Consider the following 24416-nt stretch of genomic DNA (forward strand, 5'->3'; position numbering starts at 1 on the left):
GATGGATTCTTCGTTAACAAAAGCGAAATAAAACCCCGTTTGGCACGAAGAAGCCGGCGATCTGGCTTATTGCTGGCCGGTCTCACAGACCGGTTGGGTCTTTTGAAAGAACCCTTTCCGGAAGCGGCTTCAGCGTCTATCTCTGGCGATGTGCCCTTGGATCGTCATTTCGGGCGCATTCATGTTTGTAATTGGGAGTTGGCCCGTAAATTACGGCGTCACTGGGGCAGCTTAGCGGAAAGGTAAGCGGGGCAATGGCAAAAAAGGCGGCTTTCAAGGGCTCTCTCACCGCGCTTGTCACGCCATTTCGAGAAGGTCGCTTCGACGAGGGTGGGTTCCGAGCCCTGGTCGATTGGCAGATCGTCAGCGGCACGCACGGCCTGGTCCCGGTTGGAACGACCGGGGAAAGTCCCACTTTGTCGCATGACGAGCACCGCAGGGTTGTCGCGGCCTGTATCAGCGAAGCCAAGGGGCGGGTGCCGGTGGTTGCCGGTGCCGGCTCCAACAATACGCAAGAGGCAATCGAACTTGCGTGTTTTGCCGAAGCTGACGGCGCCGACGGTCTGCTGGTCGTTACGCCCTATTACAACAAGCCGTCCCAGGAGGGTCTGTTTCAGCATTTCAAGGCTGTCAACGATGCCGTGGGCATACCGATCATCATTTACAATATTCCGCCGCGTTCGGTCGTCGACATGTCGATCGAGACGATGCAGCGCCTTTACGAATTGAAGAACATCGTGGGCGTCAAGGATGCCACCGGCAATCTGGCCCGGACGGCGCTGCAGCGCCATGCCTTGGGCCCGGACTTCATCCAGCTTTCGGGCGAGGACATGACCGCTCTGGCGGTGATGGCACATGGCGGCGATGGCTGCATTTCGGTGACCTCGAATGTCGCCCCCCAGCAATGCGCGCAGATGCAAGAAGCCTGTCTTGCCGGCGACTATGGGACAGCCTTGAAGCTCCATGATCGATTGACGCCGCTGCATGCCGCTTTGTTCGTCGATCCAAATCCGGCGGGCCCGAAATTCGCACTGTCGGTGCTGAAAAAGATTGGCGAAGAAGTGCGCCTTCCCATGCTGCCGGCCTCGGAAAAGGCGCGCGCCGCAATCAAAGCGGCGATGGTGCACGCGGGCCTTACCCATGGCTAAGGTGACCGCAGGTTTGCGCTGTGAAGCTATACTAAACCGAGATCCCCGGAGTGTTTTGCAGTGACCGTCAAGCCAGAGCGTCCGCGCAAGATCGCCGCGGAAAATCGGCGGGCGCGTTACGATTATGAAATCGGCGAAATTTTCGAGGCCGGCCTGATGCTGACGGGCACCGAGGTAAAATCCTTGCGCACCGGAAAGGCAACCATCGCGGAAAGCTATGCCAGCGTCGATAGGGCCGGAGAAGTTTATCTCATCAACGCCAATATTCCAGAATATTTGCAGGCCAATCGCTTCAATCATGAGCCGAAACGGCCGCGCAAGCTGCTCTTGAAAACGCGCGAGATCGCCAAACTTGCGCAAGGGACCGAACGCCAGGGGATGACGATCGTGCCGCTGAAAATCTATTTCAACGAAAAGGGCAGGGCGAAGTTAGAGATCGCGCTCGCGCGCGGCAAGCAATTGCACGATAAGCGCGAGACGGAGAAAAAGCGCGATTGGTCTCGCGAAAAGGGGCGGCTTTTACGAGAAAAAGGCTGAGGCAAGCCGACTGCAAGTTTTCATCTCTCAATCTGCTTGGCGTCCCATGTCCCACAATACCTTCGGCCATCTGTTTCGCGTGACGACTTTTGGCGAAAGCCATGGTCCCTCAATCGGCTGTGTGGTCGATGGCTGTCCGCCTTTGATCCCGCTTGAAGAGCACGAGATCCAATCCTTTCTGGAAAAGCGCCGTCCCGGCCTGACTCGGTTCACGACGCAACGCCAGGAGGCGGATCGGGTCAAAATCCTGTCCGGTGTTTTTCAGGGCGAACCAAGCACCGGCCAAGTGACGACGGGAACGCCCATCGCGCTTTTGATCGAGAACACCGACCAGCGCTCCAAAGACTACAATGACATCAAGGACACCTATCGGCCTGGCCACGCCGATTTCACCTACGACCTCAAATATGGAATTAGGGATCATCGCGGGGGTGGCCGTTCCTCAGCGCGGGAGACCGCCATGCGGGTCGCGGCGGGCGCGATCGCACGCAAGATCATCCACCGCGTGTTGATCCGCGGTGCCCTTGTGCAGATCGGTCCATACAAGATCGATCGCGCCAATTGGGACTGGGAAGAATGCTCCCGCAATCCCTTCTTCTGCCCCGATGCCAAGGCGGCGGAGCGTTTCGAAACCTATCTCGATTCCATTCGTAAGGCGGGGTCTTCCATCGGCGCGGTGATCGAGATCGTAGCGGAGAATGTGCCGCCCGGCTGGGGGGCGCCGATTTACGGCAAGCTCGACGCCGAACTCGCCAGCGCTTTGATGTCGATCAATGCGGTCAAAGGCGTCGAAATCGGCGCGGGATTCGCCGCCGCCGAACTTTCGGGCGAAGCCAATGCCGACGAAATACGTCTTGGCAATGATGGCGCGCCGCTGTTCTTGTCGAACCACGCGGGCGGGATCCTCGGCGGGATCTCCACCGGTCAGCCCGTCGTCGCGCGTTTCGCGGTGAAGCCGACGTCTTCGATCCTGCAGCCGCGCCGAACCATCGATCGTTTCGGCTCCGAGACCGAGATTATCACCAAGGGCCGTCATGATCCCTGTGTGGGGATACGCGCTGTTCCGGTTGGCGAAGCCATGGTCGCTTGCGTGCTCGCCGACCAATTTTTGCGGCACCGCGCTCAAATCGGGGGAGGGGGCACCGATCGCCCTACGACCTGGCCCTTTGGACATGAATGACCGGCATGTCACCGCCAGGCAGTGGCCGCCGGAGCGCCGATTGACGGCCGAAACGCCGCGGTGATGTGAAGCGCGGATTGGAAAACCGCTTCCATCGACGTTCAGCGGCTGGTCCAACCCCGGCATTTCGGACGCGAAATTCGTTGGCTTGTCCTGCTGCATTGATAAAACAGTTGCTCAAATGTCATGGCAATGCCAAATTTTTAGGTGGTACCGAGGCAAGGTGGCCTCGTGCCAAAGGCTCGACTGAGCCAAACGCCGGGCGCGAAGCGTCACGCGCGCGGCTTCGGATAAACGCCAGATAGGGAGGGTATGCCATGCTACCGATCAGCTCCGAGGGGGCCAGCTCGCGGTCTGTCCGTCTGCTTTCAGGTCACCGCTTGAAAATCGCAGCAGCGATTTTGATGTTAGGCGGGTTCAATGGTGTTGGAGGCGCTTACGCACAAACAAATCCGGACCCCGCAGCCTGTACTGAAAAATGCAAGGCTGAAGAAACCAAATGCCTTAATGCTCAAGGCTCGGAAGAAATGTGTGATTACGATTTAAAGATGTGTAAAAAGGAGTGCGGCGGCGATAGTAAATAATCGCGTCGCATTGCACCGCTCCCCATGTGGAGCATGTTTTAGGCGAGCGCCTCTCTTGGTTCGCAAAAACTTGGCGCTCCGCATGAAGCCCTTCGGCGTGTGGAAATAAACTAACCTCGCGTCGAACGGCCCTGCATTACCTTTAAAGTTCTGATACAAATACGCTCCATGACCGTGAAAGATAGGGAGCCTGCTCGCGTTCGCGCAAAAGAATTTTGCGCGCGCTATGGCCTCGATGTTCCGGTCCTACTCGCTCCGATGGCCGGCGCGTGTCCGGTGGCTTTGAGCGTGGCGGTTGCCAATGCCGGCGGAATGGGCGCGATGGGCGCCGTGTTGACGGCGCCGGAAGCTATTCTGGCATGGTCCGAAGAGTTCCGGCCAGAGCAGCGGGCCCTTCCAGATCAATTTGTGGATTCCCGATCCGCCGCCTGTGCGGAATGCGGACAATGAGGAAAAAATCCGGCGTTTCCTTGCCAACTGGGGCCCGGAGGTCCCGCCGGAGGCCGGCGATGCGAGGCCGCCCGATTTCTCCCAGCAATGCGTGGCCCTGCTGGAGGCGCGGCCCAAAATCGTGTCGTCGATCATGGGGATTTTTCCGCCCGAATTTGTGACCGCGTTCAAGGCGAAAGGGATTGGGTGGTTTGCCTGCGCGACAACCCTCTCCGAGGCTCTTGCCGCACAGGAAGCCGGCGCGGACGCGATTGTCGCGCAGGGCATCGAAGCGGGTGGCCATCGCGGAGCCTTCGATGCGGCGCTCGCCGAGCGGCAAAGTGTTGGTCTCTTCGCCTTGCTCCCACGCCTCGCCGACAAGCTCGCCATTCCGATCATAGCGGCTGGAGGCATTGGCGATGGGCGCGGCATCGCGGCGGCCCTGACTCTTGGCGCGTCGGCGGTTCAGATCGGCACTGCGTTTCTACGTTGCCAGGACTCCAACATCAATCCGGCATGGGCCCAGGCGCTTGCGGAATTGGAGCCGGAATCCACAGTGTTGACCCGCGCCTTCAGCGGGCGGCTTGGACGGGCGATTGACACCGCCTATCTTAGGGCAGTTGCCAAACTCGATACGCCACCGGCGCCATACCCGGTCCAGCGTGGCCTGACCCAGGCGATGCGGGAGCAGGCGCAGAAGGTAAACGACAAGGACCGGCTGCAGGCCTGGGCAGGGCAATCCGCGGCGATGGCGCGGACCGAACCCGCTGGGGATTTCGTGCGTCGGATCTGGAATGAGGCAATGGACTTAATAACTTAGGGTCGTACCCTCGCTTCTAGGATCAGTTTGGCATTGCCAAACAATGGTGGTGAAGCTAGTTAAATAGCAATAAACACTCTGGGCCTGTCTCTGCCGTGAAGCTCGACGATTGGCTTAAACTTAAGAATATCAGCCGGGCCGATTTTGCTCGGCGGACCGGGCTGTCGAAAGGCTCGATTTCGCAAATCTGTAACCAGGATTCGGCGTGGGTTTCGCGCGAGACGGCGCAGCTCATTTTGCGCGAGACGCGCGGCGCGGTGACGCCGAACGACTTTCTCGAATCAGGGATCAATAAGGAGGTTGCCTCAATGCCCAATACGGTCACCGAGGCGATCGAAGCGGTCGCGCGGGGTGAAATCGTTGTCGTCACCGACGACGACGATCGCGAGAATGAAGGCGATCTGATCTGCGCGGCCTCGCTTTGCACGCCGGAAAAAATGGCCTTCATAATCCGCAATTGCTGCGGCATCGTCTGTGCGCCGGTGACGGTGGCGGACGCAAGGCGATTGAATCTTCAGCCGATGGTGGCGGCCAATGATGCCCCGCACGGGACTGCTTTCACGGTTTCAGTTGACGTGCGGCACGGCCTGACCACGGGGATTTCCGCCGAGCAGCGCGGCAATACGGTGCGGGCCCTGGCCAACAGCAATATGGGGGCTGCCGATTTCGTGCGGCCAGGCCATGTGTTCCCGCTCATCGCGAAAGAGGGCGGGGTGCTTATGCGCTCGGGTCACACCGAGGCCGCAGTCGATCTCTGCCGTCTCGCGGGCCTGCCTCCTGTCGGCGTGATCTGCGAGCTTGCCAATGACGACGGAACGGTCATGGTCGGCGGGCAAATCGAGGCGTTTGCCTCGAAACACGGTCTCAAATGGATTTCGGTCGCCGATCTGATCGCCTATCGTCAGGCGAGGGAAAAAATTGTCGAGCGGGTGAATACCTTCCAAGTCATGGGCACGAGCGGTCCCTTGACCGGCTATGCCTATGTCACGCCCTATGATCAGGTGCAGCATTTCGCCTTCGTGCAAGGCGATATCGGCGATGGCCGCGACATTCCCACCCGGCTGCACCGTATCGACATCATCGCCGACGTCATCGCGGGCGGCGAGAATATCCAAAAAACCTTTGCGGCGTTTAAGAAATGTGGGCGCGGCGTTTTCATCTTTTTGCGCGATGGCACGGCGGGGGTGCCGGTCAATTCACCCGGAATACAGTCGCCGGATTCCGAAACCCTGCGCACAAAGGAATGGCGCGAAATCGGACTTGGCGCGCAGATCTTGCGGGACCTCGGAATCTCGTCGATCCGTCTGCGGACCTCGACACCGATGACCTATGTCGGCCTGTCAGGTTTTGGTATTGAAATCTCGTCAAGCGAAGGGCTGGATTAAGGGGCCATCATCTGAACCGTGCGCGATGAGATTGCGTTAGGCCCCGGCAAGCGCCGTGACATGGGCTGAGACTGACAGGGCCAGCCCTTCGAGATCGTAGCCGCCTTCCAACACCGAGACGATACGGCCGCGGGCATGCCGCGCGGCAATTTCCATCATTCGTTCCGTTGCATAGGCGAAATCGGCTTCAACCAAATAAAGACCGCCGAGAGGATCGCGGCGATGCGCATCGAACCCGGCCGAGATGACGATCAAATCCGGACAAAATGCCTCGATGCGAGGCAACAAGCGCGACTCCATTGCCTCGCGGAACATCACCCCATCGGCCCCCGCCGATAAGGGCGCATTGACGATATTATCATGATCTCCGCACTGCCCTAGAGCACCGGTGCCAGGAAATAGTGGCATTTGATGAGTCGAAGCATAGAGGACCGTCGAGTCGGACCAGAAAATTTCCTGCGTGCCATTGCCATGATGGACGTCGAAATCGAGGATCGCGACCCTCTCCGCACCGTGCACGGCCTGCGCATGGCGGGCTGCGATGGCCGCAGTGTTGAAAAAGCAAAATCCCATCGGTTGGGTGGTTTCGGCATGATGGCCGGGGGGACGCATCGCGACAAACGCATTTGACGCGGTTCCTCGCATCACCTCGTCGACGGCTGCCGTTACGCCCCCGACGCAATGCGTTATCGCTTGAAAGCTTTTCTCACTCATAACCGTATCGGCATCAAGATGGACCCGCCCGCCCGCGGGCGTCGCGGCCTCGATCGCATCGGCATAATTCTTGGGATGAACCCGTAAAATCGCGGCACGATCATTGCCAGGCGCGGAGGCTCGACGCAGCATCGAAAAGCGTTGCTGCCCGAGGATCTCATCGATCGCGCGGATACGATCGGGGCGTTCTGGATGATGCGGCCCGGTATCGTGATCGAGACTGGAGGAATGGCTTACAAAAAGCGTGGTCACAATGAAGGAACTCGCGATGTTTGTCGCCGAGACAGGCATAAATTTAAAGAGTCAACTCAAAATGCCTGATGCCCGTCGCGATATCACTTATGGCGTTGCGATCTGTCTGTCCAATCTTCTTGCTGCTGCGCAACAAACGCAAAGAGTCAGCCGCTATTCAAAAAAGCCAAGATTAAGACCGAACCAAAGCTGTGTGCCGTTCGTTCGGATCTGCGACAGTTGGTCTCACACGCCGTGTCAGTTATACTAAAACAAAAACAAGAATGCTGGGGGCGGAAATTGGTACGTAGTATACCGGAAGGCGTCGATAGTTTGCTGGCATGGCGCGCAGGCGGACGACTTTTGATGGGACGCGAGCGTGTCGCCCTTTTGGAAGCAGTGATTGAACACAAAAGCATCACCAAGGCGGCCGAGATGGCCGGGTTCAGTTACAAAACCGCTTGGGATGCCGTCAATGCAATCAACAATCTTCTGCCTCGCCCGGCTTTCATTACGCGGACGGGCGGTTCGCGCGGCGGCGGCGCCGAAGTCACAGACGAGGGCCGGCGACTCATAGCGGCCTTCCGCCGTCTCGAGGAAAAGCTCGGCCGAATTTCAACCGCCATCGCCGAGGAAGGTCTGGAGAAAGAACAGGACCTTTTGTTTTGGGGGCTCGGCGTCAAGCTTAGCGTCCGCAACGCGTTTCATTGCAAAATTGTGGAAATCCTGCCGGCGCCGGTGGATGTCGAAGTGAAGCTCGAAATTTCGCCGGGCTCCGTCTTGACCTCCGTTGTGACCAATACGGCCGTCCAGGAGCTTGGTCTCTCGCCCGGTCGATCCTGTGTTGCAATGGTCAATGCATCGTCGGTTATGCTGGCGCCCAACGAGACACCGCATATTTCCGCGCGCAATCGACTGGCGGGTACGGTCGTCAGTCGCGTCGATGATGAAGTGAATAGCGAAATTACCATTGATTTAGGGGGTGGCAAGACCATCGTTTCGGTCATCACGCGCGAGGGCGCGGACGATGTCGCGGCTATGCCCGGTGCGCAAGTTCTCGCGATCTTCAAGACGTCCCATGTTTTCTTGGCAAGTGATTGAGTGCCTCACGCGGCAGGACGTAAAATCCGCAGGGCTTTTGGCAGCCTAGTGTCGATCCAATCGCCGATGGCATCCTGCTTTTTATGAAATAGGATTCCAAGGCCGATGGTCAGGAGACCGATCCCCGACAAGGCGAACGAGAACAACAGACTGTCCTCGAAGATGGTGGAGGCCAGATGGCCCAGATAGATCGAGATGCCGATCGCTCCGAAAACCGCGTAGATGCGACGGTTGAGATAGACGCTCAGGAAAACCAAGCCGATATTGATCAGGCAATATAAGAATGCCAGCCACTCGCTCGTCGATTCATTCATGGTCAGGCTGCCCCAGAAGGCTGAGGCGCCGGCGAGATGCAACCAAAACCCGAAGCGCCGCTCGCGCCAAACGAGATCGATGAGCCAAGCGAGAGCCATCACAGCCAGTCCAAACCACAAGGTGACGTGACGTCGAAGTTCGAAGTCGGAGGGATCCGTGTGCGAAAAAAACGCCGCGAGGTCCATCGACATGAACCACACTGCGACGGCGGCCACCATGGTGATGAAAGGGAAGGGATAGAAGACAAGCGCTAAGACCGCGGCAATAATTGTCGCGAGCTCCATATAGAGCCAGCTTCCGTTGATATAAGGAAAGAAATCCTTGTATTCTCCTGGCCTCGGCAACGCGTCGTTCCACAGTTGCAGATAGTCCTGAATGCCGTAAACGGCCATCGGTGTCATCGCGACGGCGACGGCGATGGCAAGGCCGCCCGGCGTGCGCAATCCCTTTCGCCAGAGATAGCTGCCCAACAGGACAAAAATAACGGCATAAATGATTGCGGTGGCGGTCAGGGCCGACCCGCCCATGCGATTGAAGGCCTCGGTCGTAAATAGCCCCATCGCCGACATGATGATGAGGGCGCCGGCGTACCAAAGAACATGGGTGAGATCGAAGCGAACCGCCGTTGCCTGGTCAGCAACAGGAAGGTCTTCCGCCGTCAGGCTTCGGGCGCGTGTTTGCAAGAAAACGCAAAGCTGATTGTAGTCACTGTCGTTCAAGACGCCGGCATCGCGGGCGGCGGCGAGATCCTCTTCCGAAAAACTATGCGGCATCCGACCTCTCGCCTCCCAGATCACGATGATTTTGGATTGCCTCAATCCAAAATCATCGTGATCGATTCCAAAAGCTTAGAGCGGGATGCGGGCGGAAAACCGGCTTCCATTTTTCCTCATCCCACTCTAGCGCGTCGTCAACAGCTCTATCATGGCAAGGACGCGTGTTTGTGCGGCCGGACACCAGGGCGACGGCTGAGGAGGTTCTTGGGCGGCCGCGTCGATTTACCTGACGTGTCTACGGTAATGCGCGCGATGATAGTGTCTGTGGCCTCGCATGCCCCAACTCGACGCAATGGACGGTCCGGCCGTATAGCCCACGATGCCGCCTGCGACCAAGCCAACCGGGCCGGCGACCACGGCGCCGGCGAGCGCCCCCAGAGCTCCGTCTCCCAGCCTTTCCTGCGCCTGCGCCGAGACCGTCGCACAAGATATGCCGGCGATTGCAACCAAGACTGCAAGCGTTTTGTTCATATTCATCCCTCCAGAACGCAGCCATCCGAGGATGCCATGCGGAGCCGATTCATCGCCCTCATTCGTGAAAAAAGTGAGAAGAACTCGCGTTCTTTCCTGGGCGCGAGCGCAAGGATTGGCGATTTGCCCCGATATCGAAGCAAGCGTGACAGCCGCTTGGGCGGCTCAAGCCCGGCTGCGGATTAGCCCCCGTAACATTGCGCACTTTACTGAGCAGGACGGATAAAAAGTGGCTTATTTGGGGGATGCGGAGCGACCTGACCCATGTCATTTAACGGTAACATTAGAAACCTTAGCGCCTCGGCTGGGCGCGGTCTTGGCGCGGATTGATCTCTCGCTGGCAAGACGAAAAATTATTTTGGAGTCAAGATCAATGGGTAAGGTCGTTGCTTTCAGGTCAATCTTGGATGTCGAGCGAGTGAGACCCGCGCCAGACGAATGCGGTACGGTCGTCACTTTCACAGGCATGTGGTACGACCGCCCTACGGATGAAAACATGGACGCCCATCCAGCTCTGCCGGAAAAATCGCTCGGTAGAAGGCGTTTTTCTGGACAGTTGTCCCGCTTCCTCAGGTTGCGTGCGCGTTGAAGCACGCTTGAACGGCACCACTACTCGTCGTTTTCGCTGGTCAGATCTTCGACCTTGATAGCTGCGGCCGGGTCGCCCATCGCCCCGGCGTTTCGTAGCCGCACGCCGGCGCCGCCGCCGTTTTCAGGAATGAACTCGACGCCGGCTCGTTCAAGTGCGGACCGAAGCGCGTGAATCATGGCTCCGGCATGGGGCAGGCCGCTTTCAAATTCGGCGATCGTTGAAGGTTCAAGCCTTGCTTTCTCCGCAAGCTTTTGCGCGGGCCAGCCGAGGAGCGCACGCGCCGCCCGGCATTGAGCGGGAGTCAATTCCGGCATTTCATCCTTCTTTTCGTTTCTGCCTTGCTCTTGAGATCGGCGGTCAAATATGCACCTTTAACTCGTCGTATCGTTTAACCCGATAGATCAGGAATGAGACAATCCAAGCCAAGACAAAAATGCCGATGATGACGAATCCGATGACTCCAAAATTGTCGTTCAGCCTGCCTATGAATTCCCAGAAAGAGCCCTCCAAACCAAGCTTGCCGCCGATGAGGCCGAGCGCTTCAATCCCACCGACCGCCAACGCCACAAGTACCGAGACGAAGGTGATGGTCATGTTGTAATAGAGCTTGCGGATAGGCTTGATAAATGCCCAGCCGTAGGCACCCAGCATGAGAATGCTATCGCTTGTATCGATCAACATCATGCCGACTGTGAACAGCGCCGGAAACACCAGAATCGACCAGACCGGCAATCCCTTGGACGCCTCCGCCGCCGAGATGCCCAGCAAGCCGATTTCCGTGGCGGTGTCGAAACCGAGGGCAAACAGAAACCCAAGCGGATACATGTGCCAGCTTTGGCCGATGACTTGAAATAGCGGTCGAAAAATCCGGACCAGAAACCCTTGTCCCGCGAACAACAGGTTCAGATCATCGTCGGCATAGCGGCCACCGGCCTTGACATGCTGGAACGCTCTGAAAACATCCGCCAGGATGATGATGTTGATGATCGCGATTACCAATAGGAAGCTGGCCGAGACAAGAGTTCCGACGACCCCACCCATCGTATGGAATGCCTCGAACCGATCCTTGAAGGCGGCTGCGCCCGCCGCGACGGCCACCGACGCAAGGACCACGATCGTCGAATGACCAGCCGAGAAAAAGAGGCCGACGGTCACTGGCGTCTTGCCTTCCTGCATGAGCTTACGGGTGACATTGTCGATGGCGGCAATATGATCGACGTCGACAGCGTGCCTAAGGCCGAAGCTGAAGGCCAGCAAGGAGGTCCCAAGGAGGACAGGGAAATTATGAAAGGAGACGAAGGCCCAAGCCCAAACGGCCATGGTCGCGCAGGTGAGAAAGATATATATGGCGACAATCTTGCCGAGCAAGGATCGGCGTCCGGGCTTTAAGATCTGTTGCAGAAAGTGGAGCATGATCCAACCCTTCGCCGCTTCCTTCAGGCAGGTCTGATAAACCCCCGCACTGCCGCCGGCATAAGCCCAGAGTAAATCTGCAACGTTCGGAAGGACGAAAAAGTTCTGCTCCCTTGTCGTTCAGTTGAACGCTTCCTCACGCGCTCTTGCGGATTCCTGGCGGAGCCAAGCATACCAGGTATCGAGCCCTTCGCCCGTGCGAGCAGAAACCTGCAGAACGAGAATCTCCGGATTGACCTGCCTCGCGTTCGCGATCACCCGCGCGACGTCGAAATCAAGATGGGGCAGGAGGTCCGTCTTGTTCAAAATCATGACCTTCGCGGCTCGAAACATGTGCGGGTATTTGAGCGGTTTGTCTTCACCTTCGGTCACCGACAGGATGACGACTTTGGCACGCTCGCCAAGGTCGAACAGCGCCGGGCAGACCAGATTGCCAACATTCTCGATCAGGATGACGGCGCCGGTTGTGGGTTTTAGTTCGGCTATTCCGCGAGCGACCATGTCCGCCTCGAGGTGACAGCCGGCGCCTGTGTTGACCTGGACGACGGGAGCACCTGCCGCCAAAATGCGCTCACCATCGCTCGAGGTTGCTTGATCCCCCTCGATGACGGATAGGCGCAGCTCGTCGCGAAGATCGCGAATTGTTCGTTCGAGCAGAGTCGTTTTCCCCGCGCCCGGCGCGCTCACGAGATTGAGGACCAAAATCTCCCGACCGGCAAACCACGCGCGGTTTTTGGCAGCCAAGGCATCGTTCTTTGCCAGAATGCGCAGATCGAGGTTGACTTCGGTGCCCGGACGATTTCGGTCATGGTCCTCGGTATGGTGGTGAGGCCCCTCATGAACGTGACCATGATCGTGGGTCTTATCCCGACCGGCAACATCGCCGTGCGTATGGGGATGCTGATGATCGTGCTCGTGGCCGTCCTCATGGCGATGCGGCGGCGGGTCGCGCATAATTGAGGATGAGACGCCGGTTTGAAGATTGTGGATCGTCGCCGTCATCTCGGTTTCGCATCCGCAGGTCGCACACATCAGGCAGCCTCCTCAAGTTCCATGCTCTTGATCTTCAGTTCTTCGCCCTGAAGGCGCTGAAAGCGCAGCGCGCCGCATTCACACGCAGCGTAAAGCGTTGGCGTGGTGAATTCTGCGCCACATTCCAAGCAGCGGGCACGCCCTTCTATCATCCGGATGTCGAGGGTCGCACCCTCAAGCATCGTTCCTTCGACCACCATGTCGAAGCAAAAGGCAATTGCCTCTGTCATAACACCCGACAGCGCCCCGACCTCCAGCGTGACCCGTTTGACCCGTCTGTTTCCCGCCGCGTTGCTCACGAGCTCAACCAGATTGGATGTGATGGCCAGTTCATGCATGATGATCCACTCAACAGATGCGCGGCAATTGTTCGCCGACCAACATATCGACGATGCGTCGGCCACCAAACGCCGTGCGCATGGTGACCCGGCCTGCCTCTCCTTGGCAGACCCGTCCGATCGCACTCGCAGCGGACCCGAGCGGATGCGCGCGCATCGCGGCGAGCGCGCGATCGGCCTCCGCCGCCGGTACGATCGCGGCAATTTTCCCTTCATTGGCGAGATAGAGCGGATCGAGACCCAATATTTCGCAAAAGCCCCGGACATCCTCGCGGATCGGTGTCCTCGACTCTTCGATTTCGATCGCAACCCCAGAGGCATGCGCAATCTCGTTAAGGACGGTGGCTAATCCGCCGCGCGTGGCATCGCGAAGGCAGCGAACCCCGGGGGCCGCGACCAGCAATCGATCAACGAGGTCGTGCAGGGCGGCGCAGTCGCTCTCAATCGCCGCATCGAGGGCCATGTCGCCGCGCGCCGTGAGGATAGCGGCACCATGGTCGCCCAGGAGCCCATTCACCAGCACAATGTCACCCGGCTGAGCGAGATGCGCGCCGAGCTCAAGGCCTTGGCGGATCACACCCACCCCTGTCGTCGTGATGAAAAGCTTGTCGCACGCACCCTTTTGGACGACTTTGGTGTCTCCGGTCACGATCTGAACGCCTGCATCACGTGCGGTCTTCGCCATGGAGAGAGCGATCTGACGGATGAGATCGATGGCTACCCCTTCTTCAACGATGACGGCGCAGGCCATGTAAAGGGGCAATGCCCCTCCGACAGCCAGGTCGTTGATCGTGCCGCAAATCGCGAGTTTGCCAATGTCGCCGCCGGGAAAGCACAGCGGATCGACAACGAAGGAATCCGTCGTGAAGGCAAGCCTGTCGCCGTGCGAGGCGAGGGCTGCGAGATCGAGGCGGGCCTGATCCTCCAGCGGGGCCAATGCAGGATTGTCGAAGGCCGAAACGAAAACATCGTCGATCAGATCCTTCATGGCCTTACCGCCGCCGCCATGGGCAAGGGTCACGGTCGGAACGTGCACTTTGCCAAGCGGTCGCGCACGAGGCAAGGAGAGCATATTCATGCGGCGACCCCCGCTTTCTTTGCGGTTGCTTGTTTGATGCCTCCATATTGGAAATAAGCGGCGCAAGCGCCTTCGGAGGAGACCATGAGGGCCCCAAGCGGGGCCTCTGGTGTGCAGGCCGATCCGAAGACTTTGCACTGCCAGGGCTTGATGACCCCTTTCAAAACCTCGCCGCACTGGCAGGATTTGGGATCCGCGATCTTTGCATTGGGGATTGCGAACCGCCGTTCGGCATCGAAGCGCGCATAGGCGTCTCGGAGGGTCACTCCAGAATGGTCGATCGATCCGAGCCCTCGCCATTCGAAGAAGGCGCGCAGCTCATAGACTCGTGAAACGGCCGCGAGCGCAGGGCCGTTTCCGGCTTCCGGCACGACACGCTCATATTGATTTTCAATTTCGCACCGGCCTTCCTGGATTTGTTTCAGTACCATCCAGATCGATTGCAGAATATCGAGTGGTTCGAAGCCGGCGATGACCATGGGCTTGCGATAATATTTTGAAATAAATGCAAAGGGCTCGGTGCCAATCACCATGGAGACATGGCCAGGACCAAGAAACCCGGCAAGTTGTAGATCCGGGCTGTCGAGAATGGCCTTGATCGTCGGCACGATGGTGATGTGATTGCAGAATACGGAAAAGTTTTGGATCCCCTCGCGTTCCGCCTGTAGGATCGTTAGTGCGGTCGAAGGCATTGTCGTCTCAAAACCGATGCCGAAAAAGACGACTTCCCGCGTCGGATTGTTTCGTGCCAGCGCCAGCGCATCCATCGGCGAATAGACCATGCGGACGTCGGCACCCTCGGCCTTCGCTTGCAGTAGGCTTTTTTGGGAGCCCGGAACGCGCATCGCGTCGCCGAATGTCGCGAAGATCACCTCAGGTCGCTCGGCGATGGCAACGCAATCGTCGACCCGTCCCATCGGCAACACGCACACCGGGCATCCGGGGCCGTGCACCAACTCGATCTCCTTGGGCAACATGCCCTCTATGCCGTAGCGAAAGATCGAATGGGTATGACCGCCGCAAACCTCCATGATATGAATCGGCCGCTCGGCGGTCAGGTTCATGGCTCTGACGAGGCTTTCGATTTCGTTGACCAGAATCCGAGCCTTCCCATGATCGCGGAATTCATCGACATATTTCATGCTATGTCTCCGTGGAGGCCGCGGCGCCGCGGTCATCGGCGAGGAGCGTGTGCACAAGGTCCCAAAGAATGTGATAGGCCGCAACGTGGCACTCTTGGATGCGATGGATGGAGGTCGTCGGCACGATCAGGCAATGATCGACGATGCCGGCTGTTTTCATTTTGCCGCCATCGCCACCGGCGAGGCCGATGGTTGTGATGCCAAGTTGCTTGGCTTTGGCGAAGGCCGCGATCAAATTGGTCGAATTGCCGCTGGTCGAAATGCCGATGAGGGCATCGCCGGCCTTGCCCTGGGCAATGATCTGGCGCACGAAGACATGGTCGAATCCGACATCATTGCCGACTGCGGAAATCATGGCGAGGTCGGCGACGAGGTTGATCGCGGCAAGCGCGGGGCGCCCGGCGGTGATCGGATGGACAAATTCAACGGCAACATGCGAGGCATCGCAGCTCGAACCGCCGTTTCCCATGGAGAACATACGTCCGCCACGCCGATAGACCTCGGCGAGCGCATGCGCTGCGGCAATCAGCATCGGAGCCTGGTCGCTGAAAAACCGGGCATTTGTGTCCCGTGAGTCGCGGGCTTTTTCCTCCACCGAGTGGAGCAAGGCGGCGTCGAGCTTGGCTGGGTCCTGCGGTCTGCCGTGCAGGAACGGATAGAGTTCCATGAGGCCGGATTGATTAGACATGCCGCAAACTCCTATGCCAAAGCCTGCCCCGTCGATTCGAAGATGGTTTTCATTTCGGCCTGAGCCTCGCCGAGTTCGGTCAGGATTTTTAGGGTCTTTTGGGCCTGCGCCTCATCGATCCGGCTCATCGCAAATCCAACATGAACAAGAACCCAATCGCCGACACAGGCGGCAACGGGGTGATCTGGGTCAACAATGCAGGTGATATTGATCTGACGCCGAATGCCGCAGACATCGACGGTCGCCACCTCGTTCTCGAAATCGTCGATCTTTACGATACGGCCAGGGATTCCAAGGCACATGGCTTCATCCTATTGTCCGTGTTCGTCTGTGATCCTATGCATTTGGCAGCAGCGATTGCCGCCTGGCCCAGAGCCAGACCACCGTCATTGGTCGGGACGCGCGCGTGGGAGAGAACAACAAAGCCCTCCGTCTCCAGGCCACGCATCACGGCCTCGAAAAGAATTCGGTTCTGGAAGCATCCGCCCGAGAGCGCCACCGTAGAAAATTGCCGACGTTCTCGATGTCCAGCCAGACGCACGGCCATCGCCACGATCGCCAGGGCCAGGCCTTTGTGAAAGCGGCCGGCGATCAGCGGCGCGGGCTTTTGGTTCATGAGATCAACGAGGATCGCGTCCCACATAGGGGAGGGGTCCAACACCAGCATCTCCGACCCTTGCAGAGCCTTTACATCCAGTGGATAGGTTGATGTCTCGTCCTCATGCGCTTGTTCGCCTGCGGCTGCGATTGCCTCCAGCAGCATCGCGGCTTCGCCTTCATAGGCCTGTCGATTGCGAGAGAGATCGAGAGCTGCCGCAACAGCATCGAAGAGGCGGCCGCAGGAAGAGGCTTTCGGGGCGTTGAGGCCGTGCTTGATCATGGAGTCAAGAAGGCTGAGGGGCTTTCTCGCCAAATACCGGCAGAGATTGAGCGAGCCATATTTTGCGGTCATGTCGGACCAGCTTCTATCCGTGGTAAGATGCGCGTAAAGATTTCGCCAAGGTTCACGCACGGCGCTCGCACCGCCCGGCATGGCGACCGGTTTCAGGGCGGCCATGCGTCGATAGGTTTGATAGTCCGCAATCAGGAACTCGCCGCCCCAAATCGTCCCGTCATCGCCCCATCCCAAACCGTCCAGGACGATTCCAAGCACCGGGGGCCCTGCGAGCGGATAGGAATTTTCCGCAAGGCAGGCGCTAACATGAGCGTGATGGTGTTGCACCTCGATCAGGGGCAGGCGGTCTCTTCGAGCCCACTCGTCCCCCATTTTGGAGGACAGATATTCAGGATGCTGGTCGATTGCCAGAATGGATGGGGCATGGTCGAAGAGTTTGCCATAAAGCTCGAGATTTTTTCGATAATCGTCGAACGCGGCGGGATGTTCGAGATCGCCCTGATGCTGCGAGAGAATGGCGCTGCCATCCTTGACAAGGCAGAAAGTGGCCTTGAGCTCGCCTCCCATTGCCAAAAGATCGGGCGCCGTCTCAAAGCCTTCTGGAAGATTGAGCGGTTCAGGCGCATAGCCGCGAGCGCGTCGCATCACGCGGGGCGTGCCGGCCATGATCCGTGCGACTGAATCGTCCAGGCGATTGGCAATCGGGCGATCATGCGTCAAGGCATAGGACGCGATGGGGCTGAGCCGATCCCGCGCTTCCGCATCGTCGATCACTTGCGGCTCATCGGAAATATTTCCGCTGGTCATCACAAGCGGACGATTGATCCGCTGCAAAATAAGCAGATGCAGCGGAGTCGTGGGCAACATGAATCCAAGGACCTGCAAACCGGGCGCGACGGCTTCAGGCAATTTGTCGGGGCCCTTTGCACGAAGGAGAACAATCGGCGCGGACGGGCTCCCAAGGAGCTGCTCCTCCTCCTGGTTTACCGCGCAATAGCGCCTGATCATGCGCAGGTCCCGCGCCATCAGGGCAAACGGCTTGGCATCTCGTCGCTTGCCGCGACGTAAGCGGGCGATCGCATCGGGGTTGGTGGCATCACAGGCAATCTGATAGCCGCCGAGACCTTTGACGGCGACAATCTCTCCCGCTGCTATGAGTTCGCAAGCCGCCTCGATTTCATCTTGTGGCAGCATTCCCTCAAATGTGTTCTCGGTGAGTTGAAGGAGCTTGACACGCGGGCCGCAATCCGCACAGGCAATCGCTTCGGCATGAAAGCGCCGGTCCGCAGGATCATCATATTCGGCGCGACACTGCGGGCACATCGGAAATTCCGCCATCGTGGTCATAGCACGGTCGTAGGGAATGTCGTTCAGGATGCTGAGGCGGGGTCCGCAATGGGTACAGGTGGTAAAAGCGTAATTGAAGCGTCGCTCCCCGGGCAGCAAAATCTCCTTGGCGCACTGCGCGCAAATCGCGGCATCGGGAGAGACTTCCGTATGGGCCGAACCGGCGAGGCTCTCGGTCACTCTAAAGTCTGAAAAGAGAATATCTTCGTAAGCGCAGGTTTCGACCGCCTCGACACGCGCAAGCGGCGGCGCCTCGTCCTTGATCCGATTGATGAAGGCCTCGATTTCAGTGTCGCTGCCCCGGACCCGGATTAAGACTCCGGCGGCATCGTTCAGCACTTCCCCGGCAAGTCCAAGCTCGCGGGCGAGCCGCCACACCGTCGGCCGGAAGCCGACGCCCTGGACTCGTCCCCTCACACGAATTTCGATCGCCGAGGATGTCATCGCAGCTCCAAGAAGCACAGCCACCGGGCGAAAGGCTCACATGGCCCGAATTTTGAGGTAACGAATGATGTCGCGCAGATTAACCACGACGAGGCCGACGATCAGCAAAACAATGATAATCCCGACGATTGCCCAACCGCTCATGGCACGCTCCTTTTTCCCCTTTGATCAACCACATAGGACGATTTAGTGGGCCGGCAAGTTCAGCGGTGACGGCTCGACAGTTGAGGCGCCGATAAGATCGTGCAGCACCTCGTCGACCACGGCCAAGGCTCGGTCTACGGCGGACGCAACCGGCGCGCTCAAACCCATGAAGCCATCTTGATCGTCGCCGAAGGTCAGAGGTTCGCAAGCAATTAGGATAATGCGCTTGCAAGGGCTGCCTAAGCTTGTGGCCACGCGGAGCACCTTTGCGGGATCGAGCTCGTGTGGCGACATCAACAAATCTTCCGGCACGGGCGTGCCGGCGAGCTTTTCAGGTTCGATCACATAGAGCGTTCCAGGAAGCCCGCCGCGTTGCACCGTATCGACCAGCACCGCCGCGGAATAATCATCGAGCAGCGCATAGGTCAGGTCGATACCGCGTATCCCGAAATCGACCACTTTGACGTTGGGCGGCACGGGACGCCGCGCCAGCCGTTGGGCGACTTCCACGCCGAAGGCATCGTCGCCCTTGAAAATATTGCCGAGCCCGGCGATCAGAATGCCGCTCATGAACCAGCTCCATCGCCAAAAGGCTCGACCTCTTCCGGCGAGAAGAAGAAGCGGTGGCCGGGATAGCGACCAAGTCCGAGGTCGCGGCCGGGATCATCGATGAGGGTAACCGCGACGTGAATGCGGTCCTCGAAATCTCGCTCGATGGCCTCGATAACCGCGACCTTATCTTTAAGGGCGAGATCCATGATGTCACCGCCAGCCTTTGGATGGAGGCGCACCTGGTCGCCGACATTCAAACGGGCGGTACTGGATGAGGCTTCGATCGATCCTCCGCTTGCCGCTTTCAGCGGGCTGCCGCCGGCAGTGGCCGCTCGGGGATTTCGCAATACGCCATGAAGCTTGTAGAGATCGGCCGGGGTCAGGGACTCGGTGCGCCGAAGTAGGGCGCGGGCACGTTCATCCCCGGCAGCCATCTCTCGCTTTTCCTCATCGGTCAGAGCAAGAATACGCAGTGTGAGGATCTCGTCGATCTCGGTGCTATCGAACAGATCTCCCGGGCTTTCCGGCGCAATTTTTGGATAGTCATAAAGGATGATCGGAGACGACAAGAGCGTATCCGTGGCGCCTTCTTCGCCGGCTAGAACCGGCCAGGTTCCTTGATTCTCGCAATGCTGGGCGGCTTCCATCAGTTCTTCAGGCGGATCGAGGAGAGAGACGAAACTGCCTTCGCTCACCGCTAGGATCGTGTGGGTCGAGGCGAATGCGTAGCGTTGGGCTTGTTCCCGGCTGAGATCGTCAGTCGCCAGCGGCGTCGTATTCTCGATGCGCACCGTCAAGCGCCAAACATCGGCTGCGATAGGTTCGGCACTGAGGAAGAGGGCGCCTTCGATGGTGAGCGATGTCCGGACCAAATGCGCGGCGATCGCGCTGCCTTTGCCAAGGGGTTCGAACTCAGTCTTTCCAGGAAAGGCGAATTCTCGTCGCACAGGCGCCTCGGCCAGATCGGCCAGAGTTACTGGCATGGAAGCGACCTCGCGTTCGATCGCTTCCTCTCCGGGGAGGACCGGGAGATTGTCGAGCTCCATCGCTGGGATATTTGTGAAGATCGGCGTGGGATCGCAAGACAGGTTTTCTGTTGGGTCTTGCAGCTGGCCGATTTGACGCGCGACGAGATGTAAAAACCGGACCCGCGCCTCAATGACACTTCCAGGGGTGCCGCGAACCAGACATTGGGTCTGCATGCTGGAAGGATCGCCCTCGCCTGAGGCTGCGTATGCGGCTGGAAATATGCCGCCAAAAGTCCATCTCTGACGGTTCTTGATCGAAGACGCGCGATAGGGATAGAGGATATACCCTTCATAGAGCACGGCGGCGGCAATTTCCTTGACAGGATCGAGGTTCATGGCCGCGTGTCTCCGGTTCGCTCATCGAGCAGGGCCTGCAAGGCGAGTTCGAAGGTTGGCAGCCGTCGATGGCGTTTGTAGCGATAGAGCTGTTCGAACACGTCGCGCCGAAGCCGAAGCCAGGTGCTGTCTGGATAGTAGCAGTCCATCATGGTCTGCCAGAGTTTCACGGGAAGGCGAAAGCTTGCCTCCTTGCTCCAGGGAATCTGCGCCGCCTGCAAATTTCCGGCATTGTCGAGGTAGAACACCGACCCGCTGAACAGCAGCAGAAGTGGAACGTCGCCTTCGTTCAGGCCGTAGAAATATTTCGTCGCGGCAATGTTGAAATCATAGCTGCAGGGTACAGGGAGATCAATCGTGCACTGATCGGTGAAAGGAGGCGTCGACGCCGTGGTATGCACCCACAAAAAGCCTTGCAGCGTCTGACCCCAGCGCTCCGGCTCTCCGAATAAATCCAAAAGCCGATCATGATCGTCTGGGGCGTATCTTCGGCGCGTCGGCTCGATCCGCACTTGGCAATTGAGCATGAGGTTTTGGATCGGAACCGCTTGGGATTTATTGGTCACGTGAAGGCTAAAAAAAAGCATGGGTGAAGCGGCTCCCGGTTCCACCCTGGCGCTTTCGATTGCGAAATCGAGGTCAACCATGATGGGCTCCCACGGAGCCAACGGCTCCGTCCTGTTGGCGCAGGCGAGAGAAAAAGGAATTGATTGCGTCCCAGACTTCGGCGCCGCCGGATAGGCCACGCCATTGAGCCCGGATCAGCCCGGCAAGCGCAAAGCAATGATCGATCGACACGAGGTAATATTCGCGTTTTCTTTCGGTCCTGTTGACGAGCAAGGCTTCGACATCCGGGGCTATGTTGGCGAGCCCAGGATTGTTGGAAACAAGCATCGACCAGGCGTCCTCGCCGAGCGGCGATTCTGTCGTGCCAGCCGGCCCCGGATAAAGAGCAATCGGGCGTCGGTGCCAAGTACTGAACAAAAGAAAAGCCAAGCCGATCGGGATACACAAGCCATTCCATTCGGCGTCGGTGAGCCGAAAATCGGAGAGTCTCTCCGTTCGATGTGGCACATGTCGAAGCTTTCCGTCCGTTTTACCCTCAAACAGGAGTGAGCAGGCTTGGCAAGCGCAGACCAAGCGGCGCAACTCCACGTCAATCAGGTGTGAATGGTCTTGCGGGATTTCAGCGTGACAGAGCTCGCAATATTCCGTCGGCGGTGGGCAGACGAACCGTCTCAGCTTGACGACCCATCCCGAGGACGATGAAACGGCTTGCATTGGTCCGCCGCCTTTCGGATCGCATTCCAGGGAAGAGTGCCGATGCACCTTCCGATTTATCCAGCCAGAGCGGTCGTTTGGTTCGGGGCCGCCTCATTGTGTTCTTCGATGACGATCGACTCAAGATCAGGAGCGGCTTCCATCAGGGTTTGCTCGATCTCCCGTAGGCAGCTGCGCTTGGTCTCCAAATTATCGCCATGCACGCGCAGCCGAACAGTTGCGGAGGTGAGGTCGGCCAACTCGATCCGCAGCCCTTGCACGCCAAGCTCGGCTCGCAAGTGATTGACCGCCTTGCGGACTCTCATATCGAGTTCTTCGGGATGCAGGCCATGCAGGACGAGGACCGCCTTGATTTGCGGATCCTCGGCCAAGCTTGGGAGCAGGGTCCGATCGTCGGAATTGGAGGCAGCCGCCATAATCCGCGCAAGAGCCAATGCATGCATGTCGAGGACGATCTCGATCAGTTCGCGCGCCGGCTCTCGCGTGGCCGGGTAAGGGCTGGTCTCAAGCGCGGACAGCAACGCGTCTATGCGCTGCAATGACCGGTCGAGCCGTGCTCTGTCCTTGCTGCTCATCAAGGACTACCTGCTGACGCCGAACATGGGCGAGTGAAAGGTTTTCAGCGTCTTGCCTTCGCCGAGGAACATGTGAACACCGCAAGGAAGACAGGGATCGAAGCTTCGCACCGTCCGCATGATGTCGATGCCCTTGAAATTATCTGGGCCATTCTCCTCGAAGATCGGGGTATTCTGAACCGCATCCTCATAAGGGCCCGGAGTTCCATAGATATCGCGTGGATTGGCGTTCCAGGGCGTGGGCGGGTAGGGGTGATAATTCGCGATCTTGCCGTTACGGATCACAAGATGATGGGAAAGCACACCGCGCACAGCTTCATGGAAGCCGCAGCCGATGGCTTCGTTGGGAACCTTGAAATCGGTCCAGGTTTTGGTCCGCCCGGCCTGCAGTTCGCCAATCGCCTTTTCGACGAAATAAAGCGCTGCTGCCGCGGAATAGGCTTGGAAATAGGTTCGGGCTCGATCGCGCTCAATGGTATTGCTCCACTGCGGAACCTTCCATTCCAGTTCCATCTCGGGTTTCAAGGCCGTCCTCGGCAGATAGATCTTGACGCTATGTCCCGTCGCCTTGACATAGCCAATGTCGACAAGTGCAGCCAAAGCGGTGGCCCAGAGCCGCGCGATCGCGCCCCCGCCCGTGTCGAGGGCGAGATGGTCTCCTGTGCGCTTGTCCAACCAGCGCGGCGACATCACCCATGAATATTTGCCCTCGAAATCCCGCTTCTGCGGTCTGGGCGCGGTCGTCTGGTTCCACGGATGGTTCTGATCGATCTCATTGCCAAGAGGATCCTGGCGCACAAAGGTTTCGCGATTTTCCCAGCCGTCATAATAGGAGCTGCCGAGCAGAATGCGCATTTGAAGATTAATGTCGACAAGGCTGGTGGTCACCAGGTTGCCGTCGACGATCACGCCCGGCGTGACGAACATCGCGCGACCCCACTCGGCCATGTTCCGGTATTGATAGTCGCACTTGTCCGGATCCTGGAAAGAGCCCCAGCATCCAAGTAAGATGCGGCGCCTTCCGACCTCTTCATAGCCAGGGAGCGCTTCGTAGAAGAAATCAAAGAGATCATCGTGAAGGGGCACGCATTTCTTCATGAATTCCACATAGCGCATTAAACGCGTCAAATAATCGGTAAACAATTGCACGGACGGCACGGTCCCTACGCCACCGGGATAAAGGGTCGAGGGATGGACGTGCCTTCCCTCCATCAGGCAGAACATCTCGCGGGTGTAGCGGCTCACAACCAAAGTTTCGCGGTAGAAATCGCCCGTGAAGGGGTTGAGGGCTCGCATGATGTCACCGATCGTGCGGTAGCCATGGTCCGCGGCATGCGGCGCCGGCGTTGCCTCGGCTCGTGCGAGCAGGCCCGGATTGGTCTCCTTGACCATTTGCTCGCAGAAGTCGACGCCGACAAGATTGTCCTGGAAGATGTTGTGGTCGAACATATACTCGGCCGCTTCGCCGAGATTGGTGATCCATTCCGCGATCGCCGGAGGTTGAATGCCATAGGCCATGTTTTGGGCATAGACCGAGCAGGTGGCGTGGTTATCGCCACAAATCCCGCAGATACGACTGGTGATGAAGTGCGCGTCGCGCGGGTCCTTACCCTTCATAAAGATGCTATAGCCGCGAAAGATGGAAGAGGTGCTGTGGCATTCCGCGACTCGTCGATTCTGAAAATCGATCTTGGTGTAGATGCCCAGACTCCCAACGATCCGGGTAATCGGATCCCAATTCATTTCGACCAGCGAACCGGCCGCCGAAGCGGCCGCGCTTTTGCCCTCTACGTCACGCAGAAATTCGGCCATGACCATGTGCCTTTTTGCGATTGGGAGC

Annotated in this window: 24 protein-coding genes and 1 pseudogene; 6 read left to right on the forward strand and 19 right to left on the reverse strand. The window is 58.5% G+C overall.

What is annotated here, in order from left to right; genetic code table 11:
• Positions 1–254: 254 nt before the first annotated feature.
• The 5 genes and pseudogenes from CU048_00920 to ribB all read left to right on the forward strand — a co-directional run bounded on the left by CU048_00920 (position 255) and on the right by ribB (position 6083).
• Positions 255–1148: a 4-hydroxy-tetrahydrodipicolinate synthase gene (locus tag CU048_00920; protein QBR70077.1), complete on the forward strand. Its 894-nt coding sequence runs from the start codon at positions 255–257 to the stop codon at positions 1146–1148.
• Between the two features lie 60 nt (positions 1149–1208).
• Positions 1209–1685, forward strand: a complete 477-nt coding sequence (locus CU048_00925) for an SsrA-binding protein (protein ID QBR70078.1) — start codon at positions 1209–1211, stop codon at positions 1683–1685.
• Positions 1686–1731: 46 nt separating this feature from the next.
• A complete protein-coding gene (locus CU048_00930; protein QBR70079.1) occupies positions 1732–2865 on the forward strand; it encodes a chorismate synthase in 1134 nt (377 codons plus the stop codon).
• Positions 2866–3617: 752 nt separating this feature from the next.
• Positions 3618–4698, forward strand: a pseudogene (locus tag CU048_00935) (nitronate monooxygenase).
• Between the two features lie 95 nt (positions 4699–4793).
• On the forward strand, positions 4794–6083 hold the full coding sequence (gene ribB / locus CU048_00940; protein ID QBR70080.1) for a 3,4-dihydroxy-2-butanone-4-phosphate synthase: 1290 nt from the start codon (positions 4794–4796) through the stop codon (positions 6081–6083).
• A gap of 36 nt (positions 6084–6119) precedes the next feature.
• Here ribB and CU048_00945 read toward each other — a convergent pair whose 3' ends face one another.
• Positions 6120–7049 carry an acetoin utilization protein gene (locus CU048_00945; GenBank protein QBR72552.1) on the reverse strand — a complete coding sequence of 310 codons (930 nt, stop codon included), beginning with the start codon at positions 7047–7049 and terminating at the stop codon, positions 6120–6122.
• Positions 7050–7394: 345 nt separating this feature from the next.
• Between CU048_00945 and CU048_00950 the strand changes: the two genes are divergently transcribed.
• On the forward strand, positions 7395–8129 hold the full coding sequence (locus CU048_00950; protein QBR70081.1) for a molybdenum-dependent transcriptional regulator: 735 nt from the start codon (positions 7395–7397) through the stop codon (positions 8127–8129).
• Between the two features lie 5 nt (positions 8130–8134).
• On the opposite strand, the gene CU048_00955 is transcribed toward CU048_00950, so the two are convergent.
• The 18 genes from CU048_00955 to CU048_01040 all read right to left on the reverse strand — a co-directional run bounded on the left by CU048_00955 (position 8135) and on the right by CU048_01040 (position 24388).
• Positions 8135–9217 (reverse strand): hypothetical protein, encoded by a 1083-nt coding sequence (locus CU048_00955; protein QBR72553.1) that lies wholly within the window; start codon positions 9215–9217, stop codon positions 8135–8137.
• A gap of 225 nt (positions 9218–9442) precedes the next feature.
• Positions 9443–9691, reverse strand: a complete 249-nt coding sequence (locus tag CU048_00960; protein QBR72554.1) for a hypothetical protein — start codon at positions 9689–9691, stop codon at positions 9443–9445.
• A gap of 609 nt (positions 9692–10300) precedes the next feature.
• Entirely contained in the window at positions 10301–10597 is a 297-nt protein-coding gene (locus CU048_00965; protein QBR70082.1) for a transcriptional regulator, read from the reverse strand.
• A gap of 43 nt (positions 10598–10640) precedes the next feature.
• On the reverse strand, positions 10641–11696 hold the full coding sequence (locus CU048_00970; protein QBR70083.1) for a HoxN/HupN/NixA family nickel/cobalt transporter: 1056 nt from the start codon (positions 11694–11696) through the stop codon (positions 10641–10643).
• 120 nt (positions 11697–11816) lie between these two features.
• Complete coding sequence (gene hypB, locus CU048_00975; GenBank protein QBR70084.1) at positions 11817–12728, reverse strand: hydrogenase accessory protein HypB; 912 nt, start codon at positions 12726–12728, stop codon at positions 11817–11819.
• Positions 12728–13066, reverse strand: coding sequence for a hydrogenase maturation nickel metallochaperone HypA (locus CU048_00980; protein QBR70085.1), 339 nt, complete (start codon positions 13064–13066; stop codon positions 12728–12730). Before CU048_00980 ends, hypB begins: the two co-directional genes overlap by 1 nt.
• Positions 13067–13076: 10 nt before the next feature.
• Entirely contained in the window at positions 13077–14144 is a 1068-nt protein-coding gene (gene hypE, locus CU048_00985; GenBank protein QBR70086.1) for a hydrogenase expression/formation protein HypE, read from the reverse strand.
• Complete coding sequence (locus CU048_00990; protein ID QBR72555.1) at positions 14141–15286, reverse strand: hydrogenase formation protein HypD; 1146 nt, start codon at positions 15284–15286, stop codon at positions 14141–14143. Before CU048_00990 ends, hypE begins: the two co-directional genes overlap by 4 nt.
• A gap of 1 nt (position 15287) precedes the next feature.
• Positions 15288–15974, reverse strand: coding sequence for a phosphoheptose isomerase (locus CU048_00995; GenBank protein ID QBR70087.1), 687 nt, complete (start codon positions 15972–15974; stop codon positions 15288–15290).
• An 11-nt stretch (positions 15975–15985) separates the two neighbouring features.
• On the reverse strand, positions 15986–16276 hold the full coding sequence (gene hypC / locus CU048_01000) for a HypC/HybG/HupF family hydrogenase formation chaperone (protein QBR70088.1): 291 nt from the start codon (positions 16274–16276) through the stop codon (positions 15986–15988).
• A complete protein-coding gene (gene hypF / locus CU048_01005) occupies positions 16246–18660 on the reverse strand; it encodes a carbamoyltransferase HypF (protein QBR70089.1) in 2415 nt (804 codons plus the stop codon). Before hypF ends, hypC begins: the two co-directional genes overlap by 31 nt.
• A gap of 36 nt (positions 18661–18696) precedes the next feature.
• Positions 18697–18804 carry a hypothetical protein gene (locus CU048_01010; GenBank protein ID QBR70090.1) on the reverse strand — a complete coding sequence of 36 codons (108 nt, stop codon included), beginning with the start codon at positions 18802–18804 and terminating at the stop codon, positions 18697–18699.
• A gap of 42 nt (positions 18805–18846) precedes the next feature.
• Positions 18847–19374, reverse strand: a complete 528-nt coding sequence (locus CU048_01015) for a hydrogenase maturation protease (protein QBR70091.1) — start codon at positions 19372–19374, stop codon at positions 18847–18849.
• Positions 19371–20720: a hypothetical protein gene (locus CU048_01020; GenBank protein QBR70092.1), complete on the reverse strand. Its 1350-nt coding sequence runs from the start codon at positions 20718–20720 to the stop codon at positions 19371–19373. Before CU048_01020 ends, CU048_01015 begins: the two co-directional genes overlap by 4 nt.
• Positions 20717–21367, reverse strand: coding sequence for a hypothetical protein (locus tag CU048_01025; protein QBR70093.1), 651 nt, complete (start codon positions 21365–21367; stop codon positions 20717–20719). Before CU048_01025 ends, CU048_01020 begins: the two co-directional genes overlap by 4 nt.
• Complete coding sequence (locus CU048_01030) at positions 21360–22001, reverse strand: hypothetical protein (protein ID QBR70094.1); 642 nt, start codon at positions 21999–22001, stop codon at positions 21360–21362. Before CU048_01030 ends, CU048_01025 begins: the two co-directional genes overlap by 8 nt.
• A 56-nt stretch (positions 22002–22057) precedes the next feature.
• A complete protein-coding gene (locus tag CU048_01035; GenBank protein QBR70095.1) occupies positions 22058–22576 on the reverse strand; it encodes a hypothetical protein in 519 nt (172 codons plus the stop codon).
• Between the two features lie 6 nt (positions 22577–22582).
• Positions 22583–24388 (reverse strand): hydrogenase, encoded by a 1806-nt coding sequence (locus CU048_01040; protein QBR72556.1) that lies wholly within the window; start codon positions 24386–24388, stop codon positions 22583–22585.
• Between the last annotated feature and the right edge of the window lie 28 nt (positions 24389–24416).

The organism is Beijerinckiaceae bacterium, assembly GCA_004564215.1.
Classification (GTDB): Bacteria; Pseudomonadota; Alphaproteobacteria; order Rhizobiales; family Beijerinckiaceae; genus Methylocapsa.